This window comes from Planktothrix agardhii (assembly GCF_904830935.1).
Taxonomy (GTDB): Bacteria; Cyanobacteriota; Cyanobacteriia; order Cyanobacteriales; family Microcoleaceae; genus Planktothrix; species Planktothrix agardhii.
Genome location: NZ_LR882952.1, coordinates 643,110 through 664,214, shown reverse-complemented (window position 1 = coordinate 664,214; position 21,105 = coordinate 643,110). Strand labels below are relative to the sequence as shown.

Here is a 21,105-nt window from a genome sequence, read left to right as displayed (position 1 = left end):
TAAGTTGTAGCATCTTTAATCCAAAATTATCAGTTTTGTTTTGTGATGTCTGATTTAACTAAAACTCCGGGTTCTTTTTGGATGGGTAACACATCTAAAATATCCTCTTGGGCGCAATACTGCAAGTCTTCATAACACCCTAAACGTAATAATCGTTGACCATGACTGGCATGATTTAACAGTTCAAACAGGTTATTTTGCCATTGGGAATAAAGGGAAATAGCGGCAAAAACTTCATCATTTCCCGCAAAATCATCTAAAGGATAACCCATTTCATGAACTAAATTTTGGGCCACTGCTCCGGCACAGGCGGTGTCTTCGAGGGAAAAACTACCTTCCCAACCAGAACCTAATACCCAAACTGTTTCTGGACTTTTGGCGATCAAATATTCCACAATGGCCCGTCGATTAATAAAAGCGGCGGTCAAGACGACCGGAGTGGCTTGTATCCTTTCTAAACTGCGGGTTCCGTTGGTGGTGGTCATAAACAATCGTTTGTTTTTGACAAATTCTGGGGTACAACTCAGGGGAGAATTGCCTAAATCAAATCCTTCTACCTTGGCCCCACCCCGTTCACCGACCCGGATGCGTTTATCGGCGGGCCAGTTCTCGCTGGTTTGCATCAACGAGTCAATATCACTGAAAACCTGCACCGCCTCGGCTCCAGCGTTTAAAGCGGTGGCAATGGTGGTGGTGGCGCGTAAAACGTCCACGACGATGGCACAGTCGGGAAGAACATTCGCAGGGGCTAGTTCAGGAGTATGATAGACAAAAAATTTCACGGTTGGGGTTATGGTTGATAAAATTGTCAGTTTTTATTTTACATAGAATTTGATCAAAAATTGATCATTAGATGAATTAAATCTTAAATTGACTAATACTTTTAGATAATTGTAGCATAGTTTTATGAATAATCAACGAATTTTATTTTTAAGTAATGGTCACGGTGAGGATACTTGTAATGGGGAGATTATTAAGCCGTTATTATCTTTAGATATAAATGTTGAAATAGCCGCCGTTCCTATTGTGGGAGAGGGTAATATTTATAAAGAGTTGGGAGTTACAATTTTGACCCCGACTCGAACTTTGCCATCGGGAGGATTTTTATATATGAATCCTTTGGTTTTTTTACAGGATATTGCATCGGGTTTAATTGGTTTATTGGGGAAACAATTAAAAATTATTTGGAAACAGGCTAAGGATTATGATATTTTAATGGTGACGGGAGATATTGTGGTAGCAGCGATCGCTTATTTCACAAAAAAACCCTATATAATTTTTCTGTCTGCCTATTCTAGTTATTATGAAGGTAAACTAAATTTAGGGTTAATTCTGCCGTTTTTTCTTAATTCTCCTCGCTGTTTAGCTATATTTACCCGTGATAATTTTACCGCAGAGGATTTACAAAAACAAGGAATTAGAAAAGCTCAATTTGTCGGGACTCCCATGATGGATAATCTGACTCCCAGGGGAGTTAATTTAAACCTTGATTCTGCATCCCTAATGATTGCGTTGCTTCCTGGTTCTCGTATTCCTGAAGCTAGAAATAATTTAATCTTGCTGTTAAAATTAGTGGAAATGATTGATCAAATTAGTTCCCAAAAAATTCAATTTCGGGTAGCTGCGGTGGGGAGTTTAATGGCAGAATTAGATCAAATTGCAATAGGTTTAAATTGGCAACATCAAAACGGCAGATTAACTAATAAAGATGGTTTAGAGGTTATTTGTTATTCTGATAGTTTTGCCGATATTTTAAACGCGGCTAATTTAGTTCTAGGAATGGCGGGAACTGCGAACGAACAAGCGGTCGGTTTGGGCAAACCTGTGATTACAACTCCTGGGAATGGCCCCGCATTTACCTATCGGTTTGCCGAGGCACAGTTAAGGTTATTAGGATTATCAATTCAACTAATCGGAACTAAACCTGCGGATGATTTCATCTTAAACCAAACTGCCCAAAAAGTCAAGCAAACCTTAGAAAATACCGAGTATTTAAAATTATGTTTAAATAATGGAGAGCAGCGCATGGGAAAATCTGGAGGAAGTTTGAAAATTGCTCAGTTTATTATAAACTCGGTTTCTGGAAAATTATCATGAAAAATTTTTTATTCAGTAGTTTAATATCCCTATTAAGTTTATCCCAGCCCGTTTGGGGTCAAACAAATTCCCTGGCTAAAAACCTTTGTCCTGGAGAACTAGAACCTACAATTAATGCGATCGCAAATCGTCCTCAATTTCAACGGTCACGATGGGGAATTTTAATAGAAACCCTAACTACAAATATAACCCTTTATGAGCGAGATAGTCAATATTATTTTATTCCCGCTTCCACCGTTAAACTATTAACCACCGCCGCCACCTTACAAAAATTAGGAGCAAATTTTAGGATTAGAACTTCTATTTATGGAGACACTCAAGGCAATATTTATATTGTCGGGAGAGGCGACCCCAGCTTAACAGAAGTTCAACTGCAAGATTTAGCCCAACAGTTAAAAAATCAAGGCATAAATCAGATTAATCAATTAATAGCTGTAGATGGTTATTTTACAGGTTCACCCATACATTCAACTTGGCAATGGGAAGACATACAAGCGGGTTATGGCGCACCAATTAATAGTTTAATCTTAAATCAAAATTCCCTAGATTTAATCCTATCTCCCCAAACCGTAGGACAACCCCTAAAAGTTACCTGGGTACGTCCCGAACAAGCAACGGGATGGACAATAGATAATCAAACCCGAACTGTTAGAGAAAATGAACCGGAATTTGTTAATATTGGACGAGATTTAAGCCAACCTATTATTAGGATTTTGGGACAATTAAGAGTTAATGGAGAACCAGAACCAGTTTATGCGGCTGTTATCGAACCGACCAATAACTTTATCCAACAATTTCAGAAAATTTTAATTAATTCTGGAATCAAAGTATTAAAAACCTCAATTTCTTCTAATTTTTCCTATCCAGAAACAGAATTAGCATTTGTAGAATCTCCACCTTTATCTGAATTAATTAAAACCCTGAATTTGGAAAGTAATAATGTTTTTGCTGAATCTCTATTAAGAACATTAGGGGCGCAAAATTCTCGTTCCGATAGCGTAGAATCGGGATTAAAAGAAATCAAATTAATTTTAAGTAAATTAGGAATTAATCCTAATAATTATCAATTATTTGATGGTTCAGGACTCTCTCGAAATAATTTAGTTACGCCCTTAGTATTAGTACAAACCTTGAGAATGATGGCGGCTTCTTCTAATGCAGAATTATATAGAAATTCTCTCCCGATAGGGGGAGTTAGTGGAACTTTAAAAGCACGGTTTAAAGACAATTCTGCCACAGGAATTGTACAAGCTAAAACCGGAACTATGAGAGGAGTTACATCCTTAGCGGGGTATATTTCCCCCCTAAATTATCAACCATTAGTTTTTAGTATTACCATTAATCAAAGCAACTTATCTCCTGAAGAACTCAGACAAGCAGTTGATGAAATAATATTATTATTAACACAATTAAAATCCTGTCCCTAAACCGTTGTTGCGCTTTAGCACATCTTATTATTCTATTTTAATCAAGATGCGCTTAAGCGCAACAACGTTTGGTATAATTATGATTAAATATAATCAATAAGAGTTGATAATGAACCTACCTACAGCAACCTTATTAGTTTCTTGTCCCGACCAAAAAGGTTTGGTTGCCAAAATTGCTAATTTTATTTATTCTAATGGAGGAAATATTATTCATGCCGATCAACATACGGATTTTAGTGCTAATATTTTTTTAACCCGAATTGAATGGCAATTAGAAGGATTTAATTTACCCCGTGAGGTGATTTCTCCTGCGTTTAGTGCGATCGCAAAACCTTTAAATGCCAATTGGCAACTACGTTTTTCCGATACCATTCCTCGGTTATCCATTTGGGTTACAAAACAGGATCATTGTTTATTAGATTTACTCTGGCGATGGCAAGCTAAAGAAATTATTGCGGAAATTCCATTAATAATTAGTAATCATGCTAACTTAAAACCTATTGCCGATCAATTTGGGATTAATTTTTATCATTTACCCATGACAGCAGAAAATAAATTAGAACAAGAGAATCAACAATTAGAACTTTTAAAAAAATACCAAATTGATTTGGTAGTTCTCGCTAAATATATGCAGATTTTAACTCCTAAAATTGTCGATAATTTTTCCCAAATCATCAATATTCATCATTCATTTCTGCCAGCTTTTGCCGGAGCAAATCCCTATCAAAGAGCGCACGAACGCGGGGTTAAAATTATCGGTGCAACCGCCCATTATGTAACCGCAGATTTAGACGAAGGGCCAATTATTGAACAGGACGTCGTGCGGGTCAGTCATCGGGACACCGTAGCAGATTTAATTAGAAAAGGCAAGGATTTAGAACGATTAGTTTTAGCTAGGGCGGTTCGTTTACACATTCAAAATCGCGTGTTAGTCTATGGAAATCGAACCGTTGTTTTTGCTTAAATACTCAAAGGAAATGATCAAATGAGCCAAACTTTAGAAGATTTACAAACAGAATGGGACGCGATCAAAGATCAAATTAATGCGGTCAAAGCTGAATATAATAGGTTAAGAAGTAAGCGTTCTAACTTTCATGTTACTGTTTTATTTTCCTTGGATTCTTCCCCAGAATCCTTAGCCACCTTACAACAACAAACCCAAGACGAAGCCCAGCGTTGGTCATTGAATTTACAACAACTCGATCAAGAAATTCAAGCCACTCGGATTAAATTAAGACAAGTTAGGGCTAAACTCGCCGTTAAACAGGCTCAAATTAATCGCTTTCAGGCTCAAAAAAATTGGATTGAACTTAAAAAAAATTGTGATCGTATTAATCAATTAGCTAATAGTTTACAAGAAGAAATTTTTTTATTATGTAAAAACGCAGAAAATTTTCAACCTATTTCTGAAGACTGGCTGCCTAAACATCCTCAATTATTGGAATTAGAAACCATAAATATTCCCTATGTTAAAATAGAGGATAAACAATTTAAGCTAACCAGTAAACCAATTAATTTTAATCTGGAATGAAGGTAAAACCGTGGATTAATATTTTTTTGTGGATGGGAATTGCGATCGGAATTATTGTCGGATGTTATGCTGGATTGCCCGATGATAAAATAGAGTCAATTTCCTCCCATTCTCAAACTCAAATTACACCTTATCCTGCCTTGATATCTCCTCAACTAGATACAATTGATCCGCCTCAACTATGGAGTCATATTAAAGTGTTAGTAGGAGAAAGATTTCAAGATTCTGATCGACAAAGGGTGCGAAATTATTTGATCAAACAATTGGAATTATTCAACTTTGCTCCCAGTTTACAATCCTTTGATCAAGGTGTTAATATTGTAGCGGAACACCCAGGAACCGATCCAAAAGCCGGAGTAATCTTACTCGCTGCCCATTATGATACTGTTCCCAATTCTCCGGGTGCTAATGATAACGCCAGTGGGGTAGCGGTAATTTTAGAAATCGCCCGTTTATTGGCTCAAAAAAACACACTTCGGGGATTAAAGATTGTCTTTTTTGATCAAGAAGAAGTCGGGCTTTTAGGAAGTTTTGCCTTTACGGAAAAACCCCAAAATTTGACAAATTTACAAGCCGCAATTATATTAGATATGGTAGGTTATGCCTGTCATTTACCCGGCTGTCAAACCTATCCTTCAGGAATTGCTATAACTCCCCTTTTAGAAGCTACTGGAGTTGAATTTTCAGACCGAGGAGAATTTTTAACCGTAGTGGGAGAAATTCAAAATTTATCACTATTAAAAGTGTTTCAAAGGGTTAGTAAATCCATTAAAATATCAACCTCTAATTCCGTTCAATTTCCGCCCCTTGTAGCCGTACCTATTCCCTTAAAAGGTTTGCTCACACCGGATGTTTTACGCAGTGATCATGCTCCCTTTTGGTATCAAGGTATTCCGGCGGTTTTAATCACCGATACGGCGAATTTGCGATCGCCCCATTATCATCAACCTAGTGATACAATGGCTAATTTAGATCCCAACTTTTTTGAAGGATCAGCCACAATCATTTATAATGTAGTTGCTGAAATTCTAAATAGTCAGACCCCCTTTAATATTCCCCCTTCCCTTAATTAAATCAATTATTTATGATCTAATATGAAGACTCAAGAAAACCTACGACAGCTATTATTTGATCTGGATCATCAAGGTTATAAAGCTTATAAAGATATTGTAGGGACTTATGAATTTCCCAATTTCACCCTAATTATTGATTATGTTCAAGGCGATCCCTTTGCTGCACCGAGTAAATTCCGTGTTCAAATTCCCCCAACAATTGCCGGATTTCCTGCTGAATTATACCGCACCCACAGCCGTGAAATTGCCCTGCGAGACTATCTAATTCGTGAATTTGATCAAAATGCAATCGAGATTAGTAGCCATCGGGGAACGGGCAAAAGTGGCATGATTGCGGTGACAAAAATGGGTCAGGAAATATTAGAACGGACGGCTGCTTCCACTTCAGAAAAAGGGGTAGAAATGCGTTTTTTTGTCGGACTTCCTGCCCGGGGACGCAATATTTTAGGTCGTCAAGCCACGATGATGATTTGTGATGATATTCCCACCCTAGTAGACCGATCTTTAAGATATCAAAATTTAGATAAACAGGCTATTAAACATCATATTGAAACGGCAGAAGATGCGGATTATTTACGGGAAAAATTAGCCGAAAAAGCGTTAGTTGCCTTTGTCGCCAATGGTGCAATTTTACCCCGTAAAAGTGGGGTTGATAGTCGCCCTTTGACAGAAAATGTGATTACTTTTCAATCCCCAAAATCCTTAGAAGTGGAGTTTAATTGTCCCAACCAAGGATTAATTAAAGGCATGGGAATTTCTCAAGGAATCACTTTAATTGTCGGTGGCGGTTATCATGGGAAATCAACCTTATTAAAAGCAATTGAACTAGGGGTTTATAATCATATTCCTGGGGATGGTCGGGAATTTGTGATTACCAATCCATCGGCGGTAAAAATTAGGGCGGAGGATGGTCGCAGTGTGGCGGGAGTGGATATTTCTGCATTTATTAATCAATTACCTCAAGGTCGTTCGACAACGCAATTCTCCACGGAAAATGCCAGTGGAAGTACCTCCCAAGCTGCTAATATTATGGAAGCATTAGAGGCATTAGTTTTAGCCGAAAATTCTCCCTCAATTCCGGCGGTATTATTAGTAGATGAAGATACCGCCGCCACTAATTTTATGATTCGCGATCGCCGAATGCAAGCATTAATTTCTAAAAATCAAGAACCAATTACTCCTTTTATTGATAAAGTTCGCCAACTTTATAATGATTATTCTGTGTCTACTATTTTAGTTATGGGAGGTAGTGGGGATTATTTTGATGTCGCAGATCAGGTAATCGGAATGGAGAATTTTCAAGCCGTAGAATTAACCGCAAAAGCCAAAGAAATCGCCTATCAATATAGTACGGGTCGCACCTTAGAAGGGGGTGAAAACTTTGGTGTTATTCGTCCGCGAATTCCTCTTTCTGAAAGTTTAGATCCTAGTCGGGGACGTTGGGATGTGCGGGTGAAGGTTAGGAATGTGGATGAGGTATTATTTGGAACCGAAGATATTGATGTTTCTGCGGTGGAACAATTGGTTTCTCAAGATCAATTACGCGCGATCGCAGCGGCAATGGTTTATGCTAAACAACAGTATATTAATGGAGAGAAAACCCTACCTCAAATTTTAGATCAAATTATGAATGATATTGCTACCAAAGGATTAGATATTATTGCCCCATTTCCCCAAGGAGATTTAGCAATATTCCGACGATTTGAATTAGCTGCGGCTATCAATAGAATTAGAACCTTAGAAGTCAAACAATCTTAAATTAATCCTCCCTTAATAAAGGGAAAATGGATAGTTAAACCTTGATAAATTCTCTAATTCATTTAACTTTTTATTGACAATTATTAATGATTATGCCCCCTATTCCTCTCCGAGTTATGGTTATTTTTGGGACTCGCCCAGAAGCGATTAAATTAGCCCCTGTAATTCAACAGTTAAAACAAACGTCTGGATTTGATACCCAGGTGGTTTTAACTGGTCAACATCGAGAAATGGTGGCCCAGGTGATGACGTTATTCAATTTAACCGCAGACCAAGATTTAGACATCATGGAAGCGCGGCAAACATTAACGGATATTACCTGTAAAAGTTTACGGGGATTAGAAGATTTATTCAAACAATTAAATCCCCATTTAGTATTAGTTCAAGGAGATACAACCACGGCTTTTGCTGCAAGTTTAGCCGCTTTTTATCAAAAAATTACCGTTGGTCATGTTGAAGCTGGATTACGCACCAATGATGTGTTTAATCCCTATCCTGAAGAAGCAAATCGGCGGTTAATTTCTCAGTTAACCCAATTACATTTTGCCCCCACGACTCAAGGGGTTCAAAACCTGAAAAATTCGGGGGTTTTAGGAGAAATTCATCATACTGGAAATACGGTTATTGATGCTTTATTATCCGTTGCTAAACAACAACCTCAACTCCATATTCCTGAATTAAATAATAGTTCCTATCGGTTAATTTTAGCCACAGTTCATCGGCGGGAAAATTGGGGAAAACCCCTAGAAGGAATTGCAGAAGGATTCCTAAAAATTCTGAATGAATTTCCTGATACGGCCCTATTATTACCTTTGCATAAAAATCCAACGGTTAGGGAACCTTTAACCGAAAAATTAGGGAATCATCCCCGGATATTTCTCGCCGAACCTTTAGATTATACCGAATTAGTGGCGGCGATTGATCGCTGTTATTTTGTATTAACGGATTCCGGGGGATTACAAGAGGAAGCACCCAGTTTAGGAAAACCGGTATTAGTATTAAGAACAACTACAGAACGTCCTGAAGCTGTGGAAGCAGGAACCGCTAAATTAGTTGGGACAAGATCACAGGATATTTTTACAGAAGCGAGTCTATTATTAAAGAATGAAATTGCCTATCAAAATATGGCAAATGCCATTAATCCCTTTGGGGATGGTCACGCTTCGGAACGGATTATTAATATTATCAAAAATTATTTTAATCCTATCAACAATTAAACCAACACCGTTGTTGCGATTCATCGCATCCTAAACCGTTGTTGCGATTTATTGCCGAGGTACTGTTAAAGTGGGAAGAAAGCCCTGAAGGGCTTACTACGTAAGGGTTAGGAGCGTAAACCGAAATAGGTTAAAATTAAATCTGTATTTCCTGTATTACTAATTTCGTGAATTTCCCCAGGTTCGACGGCAATACAAACCCCTGGTTTTAATTGATAATCTATACCATTAATACGGATATTTCCTAAACCAGATTCCACAAAAAATACCTCAGACATATCAGCATGGGAATGACCGCTCGCAATTTGTCCGGGGGCAAAACACGCTTGAGAAAAGTTAGTTAAGTGGGGTAAATCTTCTAAACTCAACATCACTTTTTTTTTGATTGCTGGGTTGTGAGAAACTTCTTGTTCTGGAATTTGGTTTAAATCTGTTATTTTCATAAAACTTTAAATTTAAAAGTTATATTATTATAACATTTTTATGATAATATTCCCTACATCTATTAATCTATAGCGATCAGTAATCGCTGATTTTTCAACCTTGATAAATCTTAATATTTATTATGAAAAGTAAACTCAAACTCAAAAAAGTATCCGATGATGCCGTCATCCAAATGCGCCAGGATTTAATAGCTGAATCTACTCTGTGCTTTAACTATATCGTCCTGGTGATTACAGCTTGTTTAATTGCTACCTTTGGATTATTAAGTAATAGTACCGCCGTGATTATTGGGGCGATGTTAGTGGCTCCGATTATGTTACCCTTGCGGGGATTAGCCTTTGGTCTTTTAAAAAGTGATCAAGAATTATCTCGCCGTGGTATTATCTCGATTATTGTGGGAACGGTGGTGGCACTAATATTATCAATGATCTTAGGAAAAGTAACCGGGATTCAAGATTTTGGTTCGGAAGTTTTAGCCCGAACTGAACCGACATTAATTGACTTGGGAATTGCTGTTGTAGCGGGGGGATTAAGCGGTTTTACCAAGGTGGAAAAGGGGATTAGTGATGCAGTAGCCGGAACCGCAATTGCGGTGGCTTTAATGCCTCCTTTATGCGTGGTTGGTTTAACTTTATCTCAAGGTTTTTATGATTTAAGTTATGGCGCAACCTTACTTTATTTAACTAATTTAATTGGGATCGCCCTAGCTTGTATGATCGTTTTTATTTTAGCCGGTTATTCCAGACTGCGAAAACAATTTGCTTTAACTTTATTTATTGCTGCTGCTTTAGCTATTCCTTTAGGAATTAGTTTTTTACAGTTCGTAACTCAACTGCAACTACAAACTGATTTAAGAAATATTTTTGAACAGCAAACCTTAACGGGACAACGGGTAGATTTACAGGAAACTTATATTGATTGGAAACAAGATCCTCCTATTGCTTATTTAAAAGTTCGAGCTACCGAACCTGTTACTCCAAGACAAGTCGGTTTAGTTCAAGATTTTATTAATCAAAAAATGAGGCAGAATTTTACATTAGTTTTTTTAGTGGAAGACATTGAACGAGTAGAGGCGGAAAAGGAATAGATATTAACCCTTAATTCTTACTCCTTTGCACCCTATTATCACCTGTTATTAAAAACCACCAAAATCAAGGGGACTGGATACAGGACTGGTGAAAACAAAATAAATAATTCCTGACCCTAATAATGTAATTGCTAAACTAAATAAAATCACCCAACGGTCAGGGGGTTCATAACTATCTTCTTCAATATCTCGACGGACAACAAAATATTGAAACGTCGATAATAATACGGTTAATAAACCTACCCCGGAAAATAATAATCCTAATTTCCAGCCATAACCGGGGCCAGGGACAGCAATGGGTTGAAAAGCGCGCAGACGTAAAATCACCACCCCAAATCCCATTAAACCAACCGCAGTTCGCATCCAAGCTAGATAGGTACGTTCATTGGCTAAATGATCTCGAACCCGGGAGGGATTGAGTTTTTTTCGCTTTTGATTAGTTTCAGGTTTAGAGTCTGGTAAGTCCATCGATTTAGAGGAGTTAGTTTCGGTATAATCTTCAGTTTTCATTGTTTAGAATTAAAAAAAATAGAGAGAACTGTCTTAACCTAGATTGTGGAAATTGCCAGTAGTCAATTTATGATTGAAGGGTTTCAGAAATAGCCCCTTAATTCTAAAATTCAACTCAGGTTATTTTATCGGGACTAGAAAATAAGACCCAAGCATAACTAATGAACAGGGCTAGAAGTGCTAATAAAAGGTTCTCTTTGACGATCAAAACTCCTAAACCAATTAACACACAGGGAACAAAGGTATGACCATACCCGGTTAAAATTCTGGAAATAGCGGGAAAACGGGTTAACCGATAGGCAAGATAACACCAAACCCCTACCAGGAATAAAAATGTACATATTATGGTTAATAGACTTTCCCAACTACTACTGGCAAATAGGGTAAAATAAATCGCAATATTATCACTACCATTGGCAACCGTTATCGCTGCAACTCCATAGATTTGAGGAGATAACCAATTTTGCCAGAAAGAAGGGTTATTTGATATTTTTAGAGTTTCTACATCTTTTAAATCTTCCTCCTTGTCTGTTTTGGATTTTAATAGATAAGAAATCCCAAAAATCACCGGAACTACACCTAACCAGCGAATCCAATCATAAGGAATAAATAAACTGCCAAAAAAACCGGGCAAACTGGCAAGTAAGAGCAGAACAAATCCTAAATATTGACCGATGATAATTTGGCGAGGGCGGAACTGATCATTGACTTTGGAAAAAAATAGGGTGAGGATGAGAAGATCATCAACATTTGTGGCGGTAAAGGTGGCAATTCCAGTGAAAATATCAGCAATTAATGGGTTCATTTTTTAGGGTTTTTTGTGTTCTTAGTCTTCTGAATTCGTTCCCTCAGTATGTGTTGGAGTTTTAGGACGAGGAATTCGTTGCCGTTTATAAAAGGGTTTATAAACTCGTAGCCGATAAATTGAAGTCAGTTTGACTTTTTTGAACCCTCTTAAAATGAGTAAGGTCATTAAGGTTCCAATTAAACTCATCCGCCATAATCCACATCCAGCGGCAGTTCCTAAACCTGCGGTTAACCATAAAGCTGCTGCCGAAGTTAGTCCTTTAACTTTGGGTTTAAGATTGGGTCTTGACTGCTGCAAAATAATTCCTGCCCCAATAAATCCCACTCCCGTTGCAATGCCTTGAATACTACGACTCAAAGCATTAGTTGAGTTAAGATCAAACCCGGCTTGTAGGGTAATCATCACAAAAATTGCAGCCCCTAAGCTAACAACCATATAGGTTCTCAGTCCGGCTGGTCTACTTGGTTGCTCACGATCTAATCCAATCACACCTCCAATTAACAAAGCTATTCCTAAGCGGAAAATAATGGTTAACCAGTCATCGGACAGAAAAAACATTGGGTTAGAATTGACAGCCATTGATAATATAAACTCCAAGGAAAGATTCTAATTATTCTCGATAACCTGATCATCAAGTTTATCAAGTTAGTTATCAAAAAAACTAACTAATTAAATTTCATAATGCCAAAAAGGTTGATGTCCAGGGAGAATAATAAATTGCCGATTCAACCGTTCAATGATACCTTGCTGTTCAAATTCTTTCAAAAGTCGGGTGACAGTGACTCGTGTTGTCCCGATACTTTCAGCAATTTCCTGATGGGTTAAATGAAACTCAATCAGTTGTCCATGGGGAACATCACTACCAAATTTGTTGGCTAATAAGATGAATAGTTTATGTAAAGCTGCATCAACGGGACGAGAATGGACAATTTCTAAAAAGGTTTGCAGTTGATGAATATGTTCAATTAATAGGGGATGTAAGTCATCAAATTCAGAGATGGGAACGGAGGTTGCCTGAACGGGGGTGACACATTCCATATAGTAGGGGTCAGATTTCGATAAAACCCGGGATACCACATCCCCTACCCCCCATAAACCCAGGGTAACAACGGTTCCATTTTCCAGGTAGGTGAAGGTACGCACAACACCCGACTCAATTCTCCACAGGTGATCCCGTCTTGCCGGAAGTTGGTCACGACGCTGGAAGTAACGCTGTTGCTGACTAAATTCAGGGGCAATCCTTTGAGCTAAAGTCATGTAAGATACAGACTAAGTGAAATTCAACTAGAATTGTAAAGCATATTACCTCAATTTGCATTAGAATACAATTATGATTGTATTAAATTCTGTTTATTCCCCATTCAGACTAATCCCAATCCCCTGATTATGCGCGAGGTAAGTGACTTTATAATGGCTGGAATGACCCTAGAGCAACTGCGAATTTTTTTGGCTGTGGCGGAACATCTACATTTTACCCGGGCGGCTGAAGGCCTTTATATTACCCAACCTGCGGTGAGTGCTGCGATTCATAGTTTGGAAACGGAATATCGAGTTAAGTTATTTCATCGGATTGGTCGCCATGTTGAAATTACAGAAGCGGGAGAATTACTACAACTTGAAGCCCAAAAAATATTGGAACAAGTGGCTTTAACTGAACGGGGATTAAGAGAGTTAAATAATCTCCAACGGGGGGAGCTAAAATTAGGTTCTAGTTTAACCATTGGTAACTATTGGCTACCGGAAAAAATTAGTCAATTTCAACGGCAATATTCAGGAATTATGGTCAATTGCACCTTAGCAAATACGGAAGAAATTTGTTTAGGGACAGCCAACGGACAGTTTGATTTAGGCTTAATTGAAGGAGAAGTAAAACCTTCCCTGCAAAAATTGTTAAATCAAGAGGAAATTGGTAGCGATCGCTTATTAATTGTTGTCGGACAATCCCATCCTTGGTTTGCGCGAGAACAGGTTGATTTAGCCGAACTCAAAAATACGGATTGGGTAATGCGAGAACCGGGTTCTGGGACTCAACAACGTTTGGAAGAAGCATTGCAAAATTGGGGAATTAACCTGAATGAATTAAAGGTTATTTTAGTTTTAAATACCGGAGAAATGGTGAAAGCTATTGTCGAAGAAGCTCATGTGGCGGCGGGAATTTCTGAACTGATGGTTAAAAAAGAATTAAAATTAGGATTGTTAAAAGCAATTAGGATTATTGATGATCGTCAAAATTCTGGTCAAGAATTAGAATTAATTCGACCTTTTTTAAAAATTAAACATTACCAACGGTTTCAAACCCAAATTTCTCAAACCTTTGAAAAAATGTTATTATTAAATGACATAAATATATAATAGATCAATCAACGATTAAGTAAGGTGTCCAGATTGAATCTATGAATTGACTTATCATCCAGAACTAAGGGTAGTTTTCCATTCCATTGAGCAACAACTTGCCTTTGCAATATTTGTGGAGTTAATGTTTTTTGCAACAAAGCATTAGCTTCCGCTTCTCCTTTAGATAAATTAACTTTAGCTTCAGCTTCCTTAATGGCTTTTAAAACTAAAAAACCAGCTTTTTTAGCATCCTGTTCAGCAATTTGTTTGGCTTCCACAGCATCCATAAACCGTTGGGAAAAATGAACATGAACCAGAGAAATATTATCCACTTGAATATGATAATTAATTAATTGACCCGTTAATAAATTATCAACTTCTGATTTAACATTTTCTCGGCGAGTAATAATTTCTTCGGCGGTATATTTTGCCATTACTGCTTTGAGAATTTCTTCAATAACCGGATTAATAATCGCTTCTATAATAGCATTTTCATCCCCAATTTGTTGAAATGCTAAATTGGCTTCTTCTGGAATAATATGCCAATTCAATGCTACATCGGTAAACACCTCTTGTAAATCTTTTGATGACGCCTCTGCGGATATTTCCTGTTTTTGAATGCGGACAGTCATCTTTTGTACGGTTTCCGCCACAGGAATAATAAAATGCAATCCTTCACCCAAAATTTCAGTCTGAACTTTACCGAAAACCATAAAAATTCCCCTTTCTCCAGCATTAATAATTACCAGGGGATTTAAAAATATCAGGAGTAATAATAACAAAAAAAATAGATTAAGGGGTTTTAACAATTCTGAATATCTGGGCATTATCGGATCACAATTTAGTGGTTAGGCATCTGATCAGATCGATCACTAGGATATCAAACTGATAAGGCAATTCTAGGAAATATACCAATAGAAGTTAAAATGATAGCTAGGGGTTCAAGTTGGGAGTGCCGGGTGGAATGAATGGCAAATAAAATCGACAGATCCCAAGGTAAACCACTGGGACTTTCCCACACTTTTAAAGCTAGAATAGCAAACAGGAGTAAGGGTAAATAAATGCCTAATATTAGAAACAGCCAATGCCTTATAAACCACTTTTGCACAGAATTACAGTCCCAAAATGACGGTTTATTTGGACTTAAATCAGACATGATATTTCCTTAAAATTCACAGATTTATAGTTTAATGAGGCAACAGCGAAAGGTCAATTATATTAGACTGAAATAATGCTACCATAATCAGAGTAAAAGCAGTTGATGAAAATACACCTATTGCTAAATCTTTCTTGATATTTCGTTCAGGAGTCGAAGATTCAACGACATTCATGGCTCCATATTGCATGAGTAAAATTCCCACTAAATTAGAGAGCCAATATCCTAAAATAGAACTAGGAAAAAATAAGTCTTGAGACAATTTACTAAAAATATATCCAAACCCATAAGCAATAGGTAAGTTAAAAATTAAATCATTCCACCAGCACAACGGAGACATCATAAAACCTAGAAAAACTAAGATTCCGCCAATCATTTTTTTAGACATAAACACCTCTATTGTTTATAGGTTTAACTCAGTTGATCTCAATTTTGATCAAAAGTAATCTGAAACAGCCCAAAAATTAGGATTCTGGCCGTTGCCTGGAGATAAAATTCATTTCTGCATAAATTGTATATGAATCTTGGGCGAATTTCAATACATTTCAAATTAAATTATTTTCTAAACTCCCAAGTTAGCCCCATCAGGGTGCCTCGCAGTCCCCAGGGAGTTGTTGAGGAACTTTAATCTCCAGTTGGCCACTATAGAGCCTTTCTTGGAGATCAGGACTATCTAAAACTGCCCAATTTTCTCAAACTCGTTTTTCTCGATTAATTATCGTTTCCTAAATCGCCCCATTTTTCTGATAGGTGAGGGTAAGGCGATCGCCTGCTAAACTTTTATAACTTATATTTTCCTTAATTTTTACAATCTTGATTGACAATTTCCGTTTGATATAATGCCATTTTCAACCATAAAATAATCTGTTCATAATAGTTTCAACCGTTGAGAGTGGGAATCAATTTTTTCATAAATTATAAGTCATAACTCGGAACATTTAGGATAGAATAGGAAACGCAGTCAATCGGAGGATTTGTCAGATGGGATATGCGATCGATGTTAATCAATCTAACTTTGAGCAAGAGATCATCAAGGTTTCCTATGAAAAACCTGTATTGATAGACTTTTATGCCACTTGGTGTGGCCCTTGCCAAATTTTAAAACCAATCTTAGAAAAGTTGGTGAAAGAATACGATTTTATTTTAGCAAAAATTGATATTGATCAAAATCCTGAATTAGCAAGTGAATATCAAGTCGAAGGTGTACCCGATGTCAGAATTGTTGATCAAGGAGAAGTGCGTCCAGGTTTTGTTGGTGCTTTAACGGAAATCAAAATTCGGCAAACCCTGAGTCAAATGAATTTAAAATCTGATTTTGAACGGAGTTTAGAAGCGTTAAAAAATGCAATTACTGATCGAAAATTTCCCCAAGCTAAACAATTACTTGATCAGCTATTTTCTGCCTATCCAGATCGACCGGAGGTGGTGTTAGAAGCGGGTAATTTTTTAATTGTGTTAAACCAATTTGAAAATGCTGAAAAACTGTTAAATACAATTCCAGAAGATCAGCGAGAATTTTTTCTGAAAGCTCAGGCGTTGAAACAATTAATTCAATTTAAAAAAGATGCTACCGCCTCTGGAGATAGCGAATTAGAACAGAATTATGCTAAGGCCTGTCAATTGACTTTAGATCAGGTATATTCCGAGGCTTTATCTTTGTTTTTAGAGATTGTGGCAACCCATCGTAAATTTAAAGAAGATGCCGCAAAAAAAGCGATGTTAACTATTTTCAATTTACTCGGAGACGAACATCTTTTAACCCAGGAATATCGGAAAAAATTAATGCTAGAATTATATTAGAGAGAAGGGAATAGGGAATATAACCTTTTATTATCATTTAAAATGGAATCGACAATTTAACGGCTTTTCCATTAATTATTTTCTCTAAAAATTAATACATTATGACCAATGCTTCACTGATTTTAGGGGAATTAAATGAGCGTTTCAGTGGATAAGGAACTCGATATTTTATGTAAATTCCAATATTTATTGTCTTAAAATAAGGATAAAAGCTAATGATTTTAGATCAAAAAAAAGGTTTAATTTTTTTGTCGGTAGTCTTAAATTTAGTCGGTTTTAGTGTAGCAAATTTAGTGATAAATTCTGCCATTACTCCTGTCATCTTATCGGCTCAACCTGAAAATCCGGTGGCTAAACAATTAGTAGGAAAATGGCAAGTTCCCACAAATCTTTACTCCGGTATTATTTTTACTGAGGATGGCAAGATTTATATATTTGTAACACCCATAGAAGCCATACAATTACAATACACGATTGATCCGACTTTTAAACCCGGATTTATGCTGTTTCGTGATCCTCAAGGAAAAATTGTTGGAACTGCAATTTTTGAATTACAAGAAGATGGACAACTTCAGTTAGACTTAAATATTAGTGGGGATGAACAACCTGCGATTACAACGTTTAAATCTCAACCTTTGCTGTTTAAAAAAATATCTGAAGACCCTAGAATTGGCACTTCAGTTACTATTAAAATGCCAACAGCATCGGAATTAAAAGAACAAGCTGATCGAGATACCCAATTAGAAGCACAACAATATATTGACATTATGAATCGAGGTAATCAAGCCAGTTATACTAAGTATAATGTTTTTGGGAATAATTTAGAGGAATTTATTAAAGGTCTTCCCGAAGAAACTCGAAATTATCGCTATAATATTAGAGTTATTGATGAAAAAAATATGGTTCAATCTGTCGCGGTGGCGAAACGAGACGGATTAAAAAGTTATATTGGAATGGTTTATCTTGAACCTTCACCTATTAATAGTATCAACACGAAATCAATTATTTGTGAGAGTGATCAACCGACCCAAAAAGTTTCTCCTCAACCCGTATTATTCAGCACTCAAGCGATCAATTGTCCGGCGGGATATTCGATAGTAAATTAGGAGTTATTTTTATAAGGGCAATTCATGAATTACCCTTACTTTCTATCACCCTATAGATCAACAGAACTTTAAGACGCAGTGACTTGATTCGTCAAAGGATTTCCCTGCTCAAAATCAGAAAAATTAGCAATCGTTGTCCGGGCAATATCATCTAAAGCATTTTCCGTGAAAAAGCCTTGATGGGCAGTAATCACAACGTTAGGAAAAGATTGCAGTAATTGAAAAGTATCATCTTGAATAATCGTAGTGGAAAGATCCTCAAAGAAAAGTTTGTCTTCTTCTTCATAAACATCAATCCCAATATAACCAATTTTCTCTGATTTAATCCCTTCAATCACTGCTTTTGTATCCACCAATTTTCCCCGACTGGTATTAATTAACATCACCCCTGATTTCATTTTGGCAATAGTTTCCTGATTAATCAGATGGTTAGTTTCAGGAAACAAAGGACAGTGGAGAGAAATAACATCTGAACGTTTCCAGAGTTCTTCTAAAGAAACATATTCAGCATTTTCTAGTTTCTCAAAATTGGGATTAGGATAAACATCATATCCCAAAAGATGACAGCCAAATCCCGCCATGATTTGGGCAAAAATCTGCCCAATTTTTCCCGTACCCACCACCCCGACGGTGCGATTATGGAGGTCAAACCCTAACAATCCATCTAATGCAAAATTATCATCCCGAACCCGATTATAGGCCCGATATAATTTGCGATTGAGCATCAGAATTAATCCCACGGCGTGTTCAGCAACAGCATAGGGGGAATACTCCGTGACTCGTACCACTTTAATCCCTAACTCAGCCGCAGTTTTGAGATTAACATTATTAAATCCTGTACAACGAAGGGCAATTAACTTTGTCCCTTGAGATGCTAAAGTTTCCAGGGTTTCTGTTCCTAAATCATCATTCACAAAAACACAGACCGCAGGAAATCCAGCCGCTAGTGATGCGGTTTGGGGTTGCAAACGAGCATCAAAGAAAACTAACTCATGATTCGCTTTAGAGATGGTATTCTCTAGCTCAAGAAATCTGCGATCGTAGGACTTGGTACTAAAAACAGCAACTTTCATGGGTAGATTGTTAAACGTTACAACACTTTGAGGGGAATTGATTTCTGAGAGTTGTAGAATATTTATTTAAGGCAAATCTATCAATCTGTAATTATCTTGAATTATCCATCCAATATCTAATTGCTTTATTGCGAATGAGTTGGGTGGTGCGAATTGCTTCATCAATCGCTTTATATTGATTGGGTTTGCCTTTAACTTTGTATTCCATAACTATCATAGAAATCCCCTTTTTTCGACCTACCTTATGTTAACATAGATTATGGAAAATATTCACGGGGAATTTATTCCCATGGGCCCGCGCTTTTCATCTGGTGGTCTGAAGACACGCTCGTTTTCAAGCTCCCAGACTTATGTTATAACAGAAGAGTTTTCAGAAATATCATTGCTTCTGTATCGGGCTAAATATCTTGTAACATTATTAGGTAAGGGAATCAATCTATTAATCGAGGATAGGGTGTTTTAAAATATAATTTATAAAGTTTTATTCAAGATAAATTTTCAAGTTATACAGATTATAGCTAATGTTCAAGAATATAGGAGTCTATTTTTTGTGGAAGAACGAACATACTGGTTAGCATGGTCACAAATTAATGGGGTAGGTTCCATCTCAATTCAGCGTCTAAAACAGCATTTTCAACGATTAGAAATTGCTTGGCAAGCAACGACAAATGAGTTAAGGTCAGTTGAAGGTTTTGGCCAGCAAACGGCTGAGAAAATTGTCCAACAGCGATCGCAAATTAACCCCCAAGAATTCTTAGAACAACATACTGCTAAAAACCCCTATTTTTGGACTCCTGCTGATGCTGAATATCCCCGATTATTATTAGAAATTCCCACCTTTCCTCCGGTTTTATATTATCGGGGAAAGGTTGAAACCAATGAAAATCAGGGGATTACTCCTACGCTTGCTATTGTTGGAACCCGCACTCCCACGGAATACGGTTGTCGCTGGACTCGTCAAATTAGTATGACCTTAACCCGTCGAGGATTTACGATTGTTTCGGGGATGGCGGCCGGAATTGATACCCAAGCTCACCGCAGTTGTTTGGAGGTCGGAGGACGAACTATTGCAGCGTTAGGAACTGGGGTAGATATTGCCTATCCTAAAGAAAATCGTCAACTTTGTGAAGCGGTGATTAATCAAGGATTATTAGTTAGTGAATATCCATCGGGAACTAAACCCAATCCCCGTCATTTTCCCCAACGAAATCGGATTATTGCCGGGTTAAGTCGGGCAGTTTTTGTGATGGAAGCTCCCCAAAAATCCGGGGCATTAATTACGGCTCATGTTGCCAATGAATTTTGTCGAGATGTTTATGTTTTACCCGGTCGTTTGGATGATCAAAATTCTCAGGGGTGTTTGAAATTAATTAATGGTGGGGCGAGTCTAATTCCGGTTAATTTAGACGAATTACTCGAACAATTAGGGGCAATGCCACCTTTAGATGAACCTCAACAATTATCTTTATTTGAAATTCCGGTTCAACCCCCAAAATTTATACCTGATTTAGACCCAGAATTATCTAAAGTATTACAAGCACTTTCATCGGAACCTATGGCTTTTGATCAAATTATTGTTCATCTAAATTTAGACGCTGGCAACGTATCAGCAGCATTATTACAATTAGAATTATTAGAATTAGTGGAACAATTACCGGGAATGCGATATCGAAAGATTAATTAA

Annotated in this window: 22 protein-coding genes; 12 read left to right on the top strand and 10 right to left on the bottom strand. The window is 37.2% G+C overall.

Annotated elements, in window-relative coordinates; genetic code table 11:
• Positions 1 to 29 precede the first annotated feature (29 nt).
• The gene (locus NMG88_RS03060; protein ID WP_042151747.1) at positions 30 to 782 is read right to left on the bottom strand and encodes a 2-phosphosulfolactate phosphatase family protein; all 753 of its coding nucleotides are present in this window, start codon (positions 780 to 782) and stop codon (positions 30 to 32) included.
• A gap of 124 nt (positions 783 to 906) precedes the next feature.
• Here NMG88_RS03060 and NMG88_RS03055 point away from each other — a divergent pair, with 124 nt between their 5' ends.
• From NMG88_RS03055 to wecB, 7 genes are all read left to right on the top strand, one after another.
• Positions 907 to 2,097: a lipid-A-disaccharide synthase-related protein gene (locus tag NMG88_RS03055; protein WP_042151745.1), complete on the top strand. Its 1,191-nt coding sequence runs from the start codon at positions 907 to 909 to the stop codon at positions 2,095 to 2,097.
• A complete protein-coding gene (gene dacB / locus NMG88_RS03050; RefSeq protein WP_254035099.1) occupies positions 2,094 to 3,524 on the top strand; it encodes a D-alanyl-D-alanine carboxypeptidase/D-alanyl-D-alanine endopeptidase in 1,431 nt (476 codons plus the stop codon). The genes NMG88_RS03055 and dacB overlap by 4 nt, the downstream gene beginning before the upstream one ends.
• 109 nt (positions 3,525 to 3,633) lie before the next feature.
• On the top strand, positions 3,634 to 4,488 hold the full coding sequence (purU, locus tag NMG88_RS03045; protein WP_042151738.1) for a formyltetrahydrofolate deformylase: 855 nt from the start codon (positions 3,634 to 3,636) through the stop codon (positions 4,486 to 4,488).
• A 21-nt stretch (positions 4,489 to 4,509) separates the two neighbouring features.
• Complete coding sequence (locus NMG88_RS03040) at positions 4,510 to 5,055, top strand: hypothetical protein (RefSeq protein WP_254033512.1); 546 nt, start codon at positions 4,510 to 4,512, stop codon at positions 5,053 to 5,055.
• Positions 5,052 to 6,128 carry a M28 family peptidase gene (locus NMG88_RS03035; RefSeq protein ID WP_254035098.1) on the top strand — a complete coding sequence of 359 codons (1,077 nt, stop codon included), beginning with the start codon at positions 5,052 to 5,054 and terminating at the stop codon, positions 6,126 to 6,128. Before NMG88_RS03040 ends, NMG88_RS03035 begins: the two co-directional genes overlap by 4 nt.
• Positions 6,129 to 6,149: 21 nt before the next feature.
• Positions 6,150 to 7,886, top strand: coding sequence for an ABC-ATPase domain-containing protein (locus NMG88_RS03030; protein ID WP_254035097.1), 1,737 nt, complete (start codon positions 6,150 to 6,152; stop codon positions 7,884 to 7,886).
• Positions 7,887 to 7,978: 92 nt separating this feature from the next.
• The gene (gene wecB / locus NMG88_RS03025; RefSeq protein ID WP_254035096.1) at positions 7,979 to 9,103 is read left to right on the top strand and encodes a non-hydrolyzing UDP-N-acetylglucosamine 2-epimerase; all 1,125 of its coding nucleotides are present in this window, start codon (positions 7,979 to 7,981) and stop codon (positions 9,101 to 9,103) included.
• 107 nt (positions 9,104 to 9,210) lie between these two features.
• On the opposite strand, the gene NMG88_RS03020 is transcribed toward wecB, so the two are convergent.
• The gene (locus NMG88_RS03020; RefSeq protein ID WP_235750956.1) at positions 9,211 to 9,546 is read right to left on the bottom strand and encodes a cupin domain-containing protein; all 336 of its coding nucleotides are present in this window, start codon (positions 9,544 to 9,546) and stop codon (positions 9,211 to 9,213) included.
• A gap of 122 nt (positions 9,547 to 9,668) precedes the next feature.
• Here NMG88_RS03020 and NMG88_RS03015 point away from each other — a divergent pair, with 122 nt between their 5' ends.
• Positions 9,669 to 10,634: a TIGR00341 family protein gene (locus NMG88_RS03015; RefSeq protein ID WP_042151726.1), complete on the top strand. Its 966-nt coding sequence runs from the start codon at positions 9,669 to 9,671 to the stop codon at positions 10,632 to 10,634.
• Positions 10,635 to 10,682: 48 nt separating this feature from the next.
• Here the strand turns inward: NMG88_RS03015 and NMG88_RS03010 are convergent, their stop codons facing one another.
• The 4 genes from NMG88_RS03010 to NMG88_RS02995 form a co-directional block, all read right to left on the bottom strand.
• Positions 10,683 to 11,144 (bottom strand): YidH family protein, encoded by a 462-nt coding sequence (locus NMG88_RS03010; RefSeq protein ID WP_227350046.1) that lies wholly within the window; start codon positions 11,142 to 11,144, stop codon positions 10,683 to 10,685.
• Positions 11,145 to 11,259: 115 nt separating this feature from the next.
• On the bottom strand, positions 11,260 to 11,949 hold the full coding sequence (locus NMG88_RS03005; RefSeq protein ID WP_026793878.1) for a cadmium resistance transporter: 690 nt from the start codon (positions 11,947 to 11,949) through the stop codon (positions 11,260 to 11,262).
• A 21-nt stretch (positions 11,950 to 11,970) separates the two neighbouring features.
• Positions 11,971 to 12,531 (bottom strand): MgtC/SapB family protein, encoded by a 561-nt coding sequence (locus NMG88_RS03000; protein WP_051319517.1) that lies wholly within the window; start codon positions 12,529 to 12,531, stop codon positions 11,971 to 11,973.
• A 90-nt stretch (positions 12,532 to 12,621) separates the two neighbouring features.
• Positions 12,622 to 13,209, bottom strand: coding sequence for a Crp/Fnr family transcriptional regulator (locus tag NMG88_RS02995; protein WP_026793876.1), 588 nt, complete (start codon positions 13,207 to 13,209; stop codon positions 12,622 to 12,624).
• 129 nt (positions 13,210 to 13,338) lie between these two features.
• Here NMG88_RS02995 and NMG88_RS02990 point away from each other — a divergent pair, with 129 nt between their 5' ends.
• Positions 13,339 to 14,304, top strand: coding sequence for a LysR family transcriptional regulator (locus NMG88_RS02990; protein WP_227397489.1), 966 nt, complete (start codon positions 13,339 to 13,341; stop codon positions 14,302 to 14,304).
• 8 nt (positions 14,305 to 14,312) lie between these two features.
• Here NMG88_RS02990 and NMG88_RS02985 read toward each other — a convergent pair whose 3' ends face one another.
• Genes NMG88_RS02985 through NMG88_RS02975 form a run of 3 tightly spaced genes read right to left on the bottom strand, consistent with a single transcriptional unit; the run spans position 14,313 to position 15,830 of the window.
• Positions 14,313 to 15,113 (bottom strand): prohibitin family protein, encoded by an 801-nt coding sequence (locus NMG88_RS02985; RefSeq protein ID WP_235765585.1) that lies wholly within the window; start codon positions 15,111 to 15,113, stop codon positions 14,313 to 14,315.
• Between the two features lie 53 nt (positions 15,114 to 15,166).
• Positions 15,167 to 15,442, bottom strand: coding sequence for a hypothetical protein (locus tag NMG88_RS02980; protein WP_227350043.1), 276 nt, complete (start codon positions 15,440 to 15,442; stop codon positions 15,167 to 15,169).
• Positions 15,443 to 15,473: 31 nt separating this feature from the next.
• The gene (locus NMG88_RS02975; protein ID WP_227350042.1) at positions 15,474 to 15,830 is read right to left on the bottom strand and encodes a DUF7980 family protein; all 357 of its coding nucleotides are present in this window, start codon (positions 15,828 to 15,830) and stop codon (positions 15,474 to 15,476) included.
• 593 nt (positions 15,831 to 16,423) lie between these two features.
• Between NMG88_RS02975 and NMG88_RS02970 the strand changes: the two genes are divergently transcribed.
• Both NMG88_RS02970 and NMG88_RS02965 read left to right on the top strand, forming a co-directional pair.
• Complete coding sequence (locus NMG88_RS02970; protein ID WP_042151709.1) at positions 16,424 to 17,242, top strand: tetratricopeptide repeat protein; 819 nt, start codon at positions 16,424 to 16,426, stop codon at positions 17,240 to 17,242.
• Between the two features lie 215 nt (positions 17,243 to 17,457).
• Complete coding sequence (locus NMG88_RS02965) at positions 17,458 to 18,348, top strand: type IV pilin-like G/H family protein (protein ID WP_042151706.1); 891 nt, start codon at positions 17,458 to 17,460, stop codon at positions 18,346 to 18,348.
• 68 nt (positions 18,349 to 18,416) lie between these two features.
• On the opposite strand, the gene NMG88_RS02960 is transcribed toward NMG88_RS02965, so the two are convergent.
• Entirely contained in the window at positions 18,417 to 19,421 is a 1,005-nt protein-coding gene (locus NMG88_RS02960; protein WP_042151702.1) for a 2-hydroxyacid dehydrogenase, read from the bottom strand.
• A gap of 550 nt (positions 19,422 to 19,971) precedes the next feature.
• Between NMG88_RS02960 and dprA the strand changes: the two genes are divergently transcribed.
• Positions 19,972 to 21,105, top strand: coding sequence for a DNA-processing protein DprA (gene dprA, locus NMG88_RS02950; protein WP_227350041.1), 1,134 nt, complete (start codon positions 19,972 to 19,974; stop codon positions 21,103 to 21,105).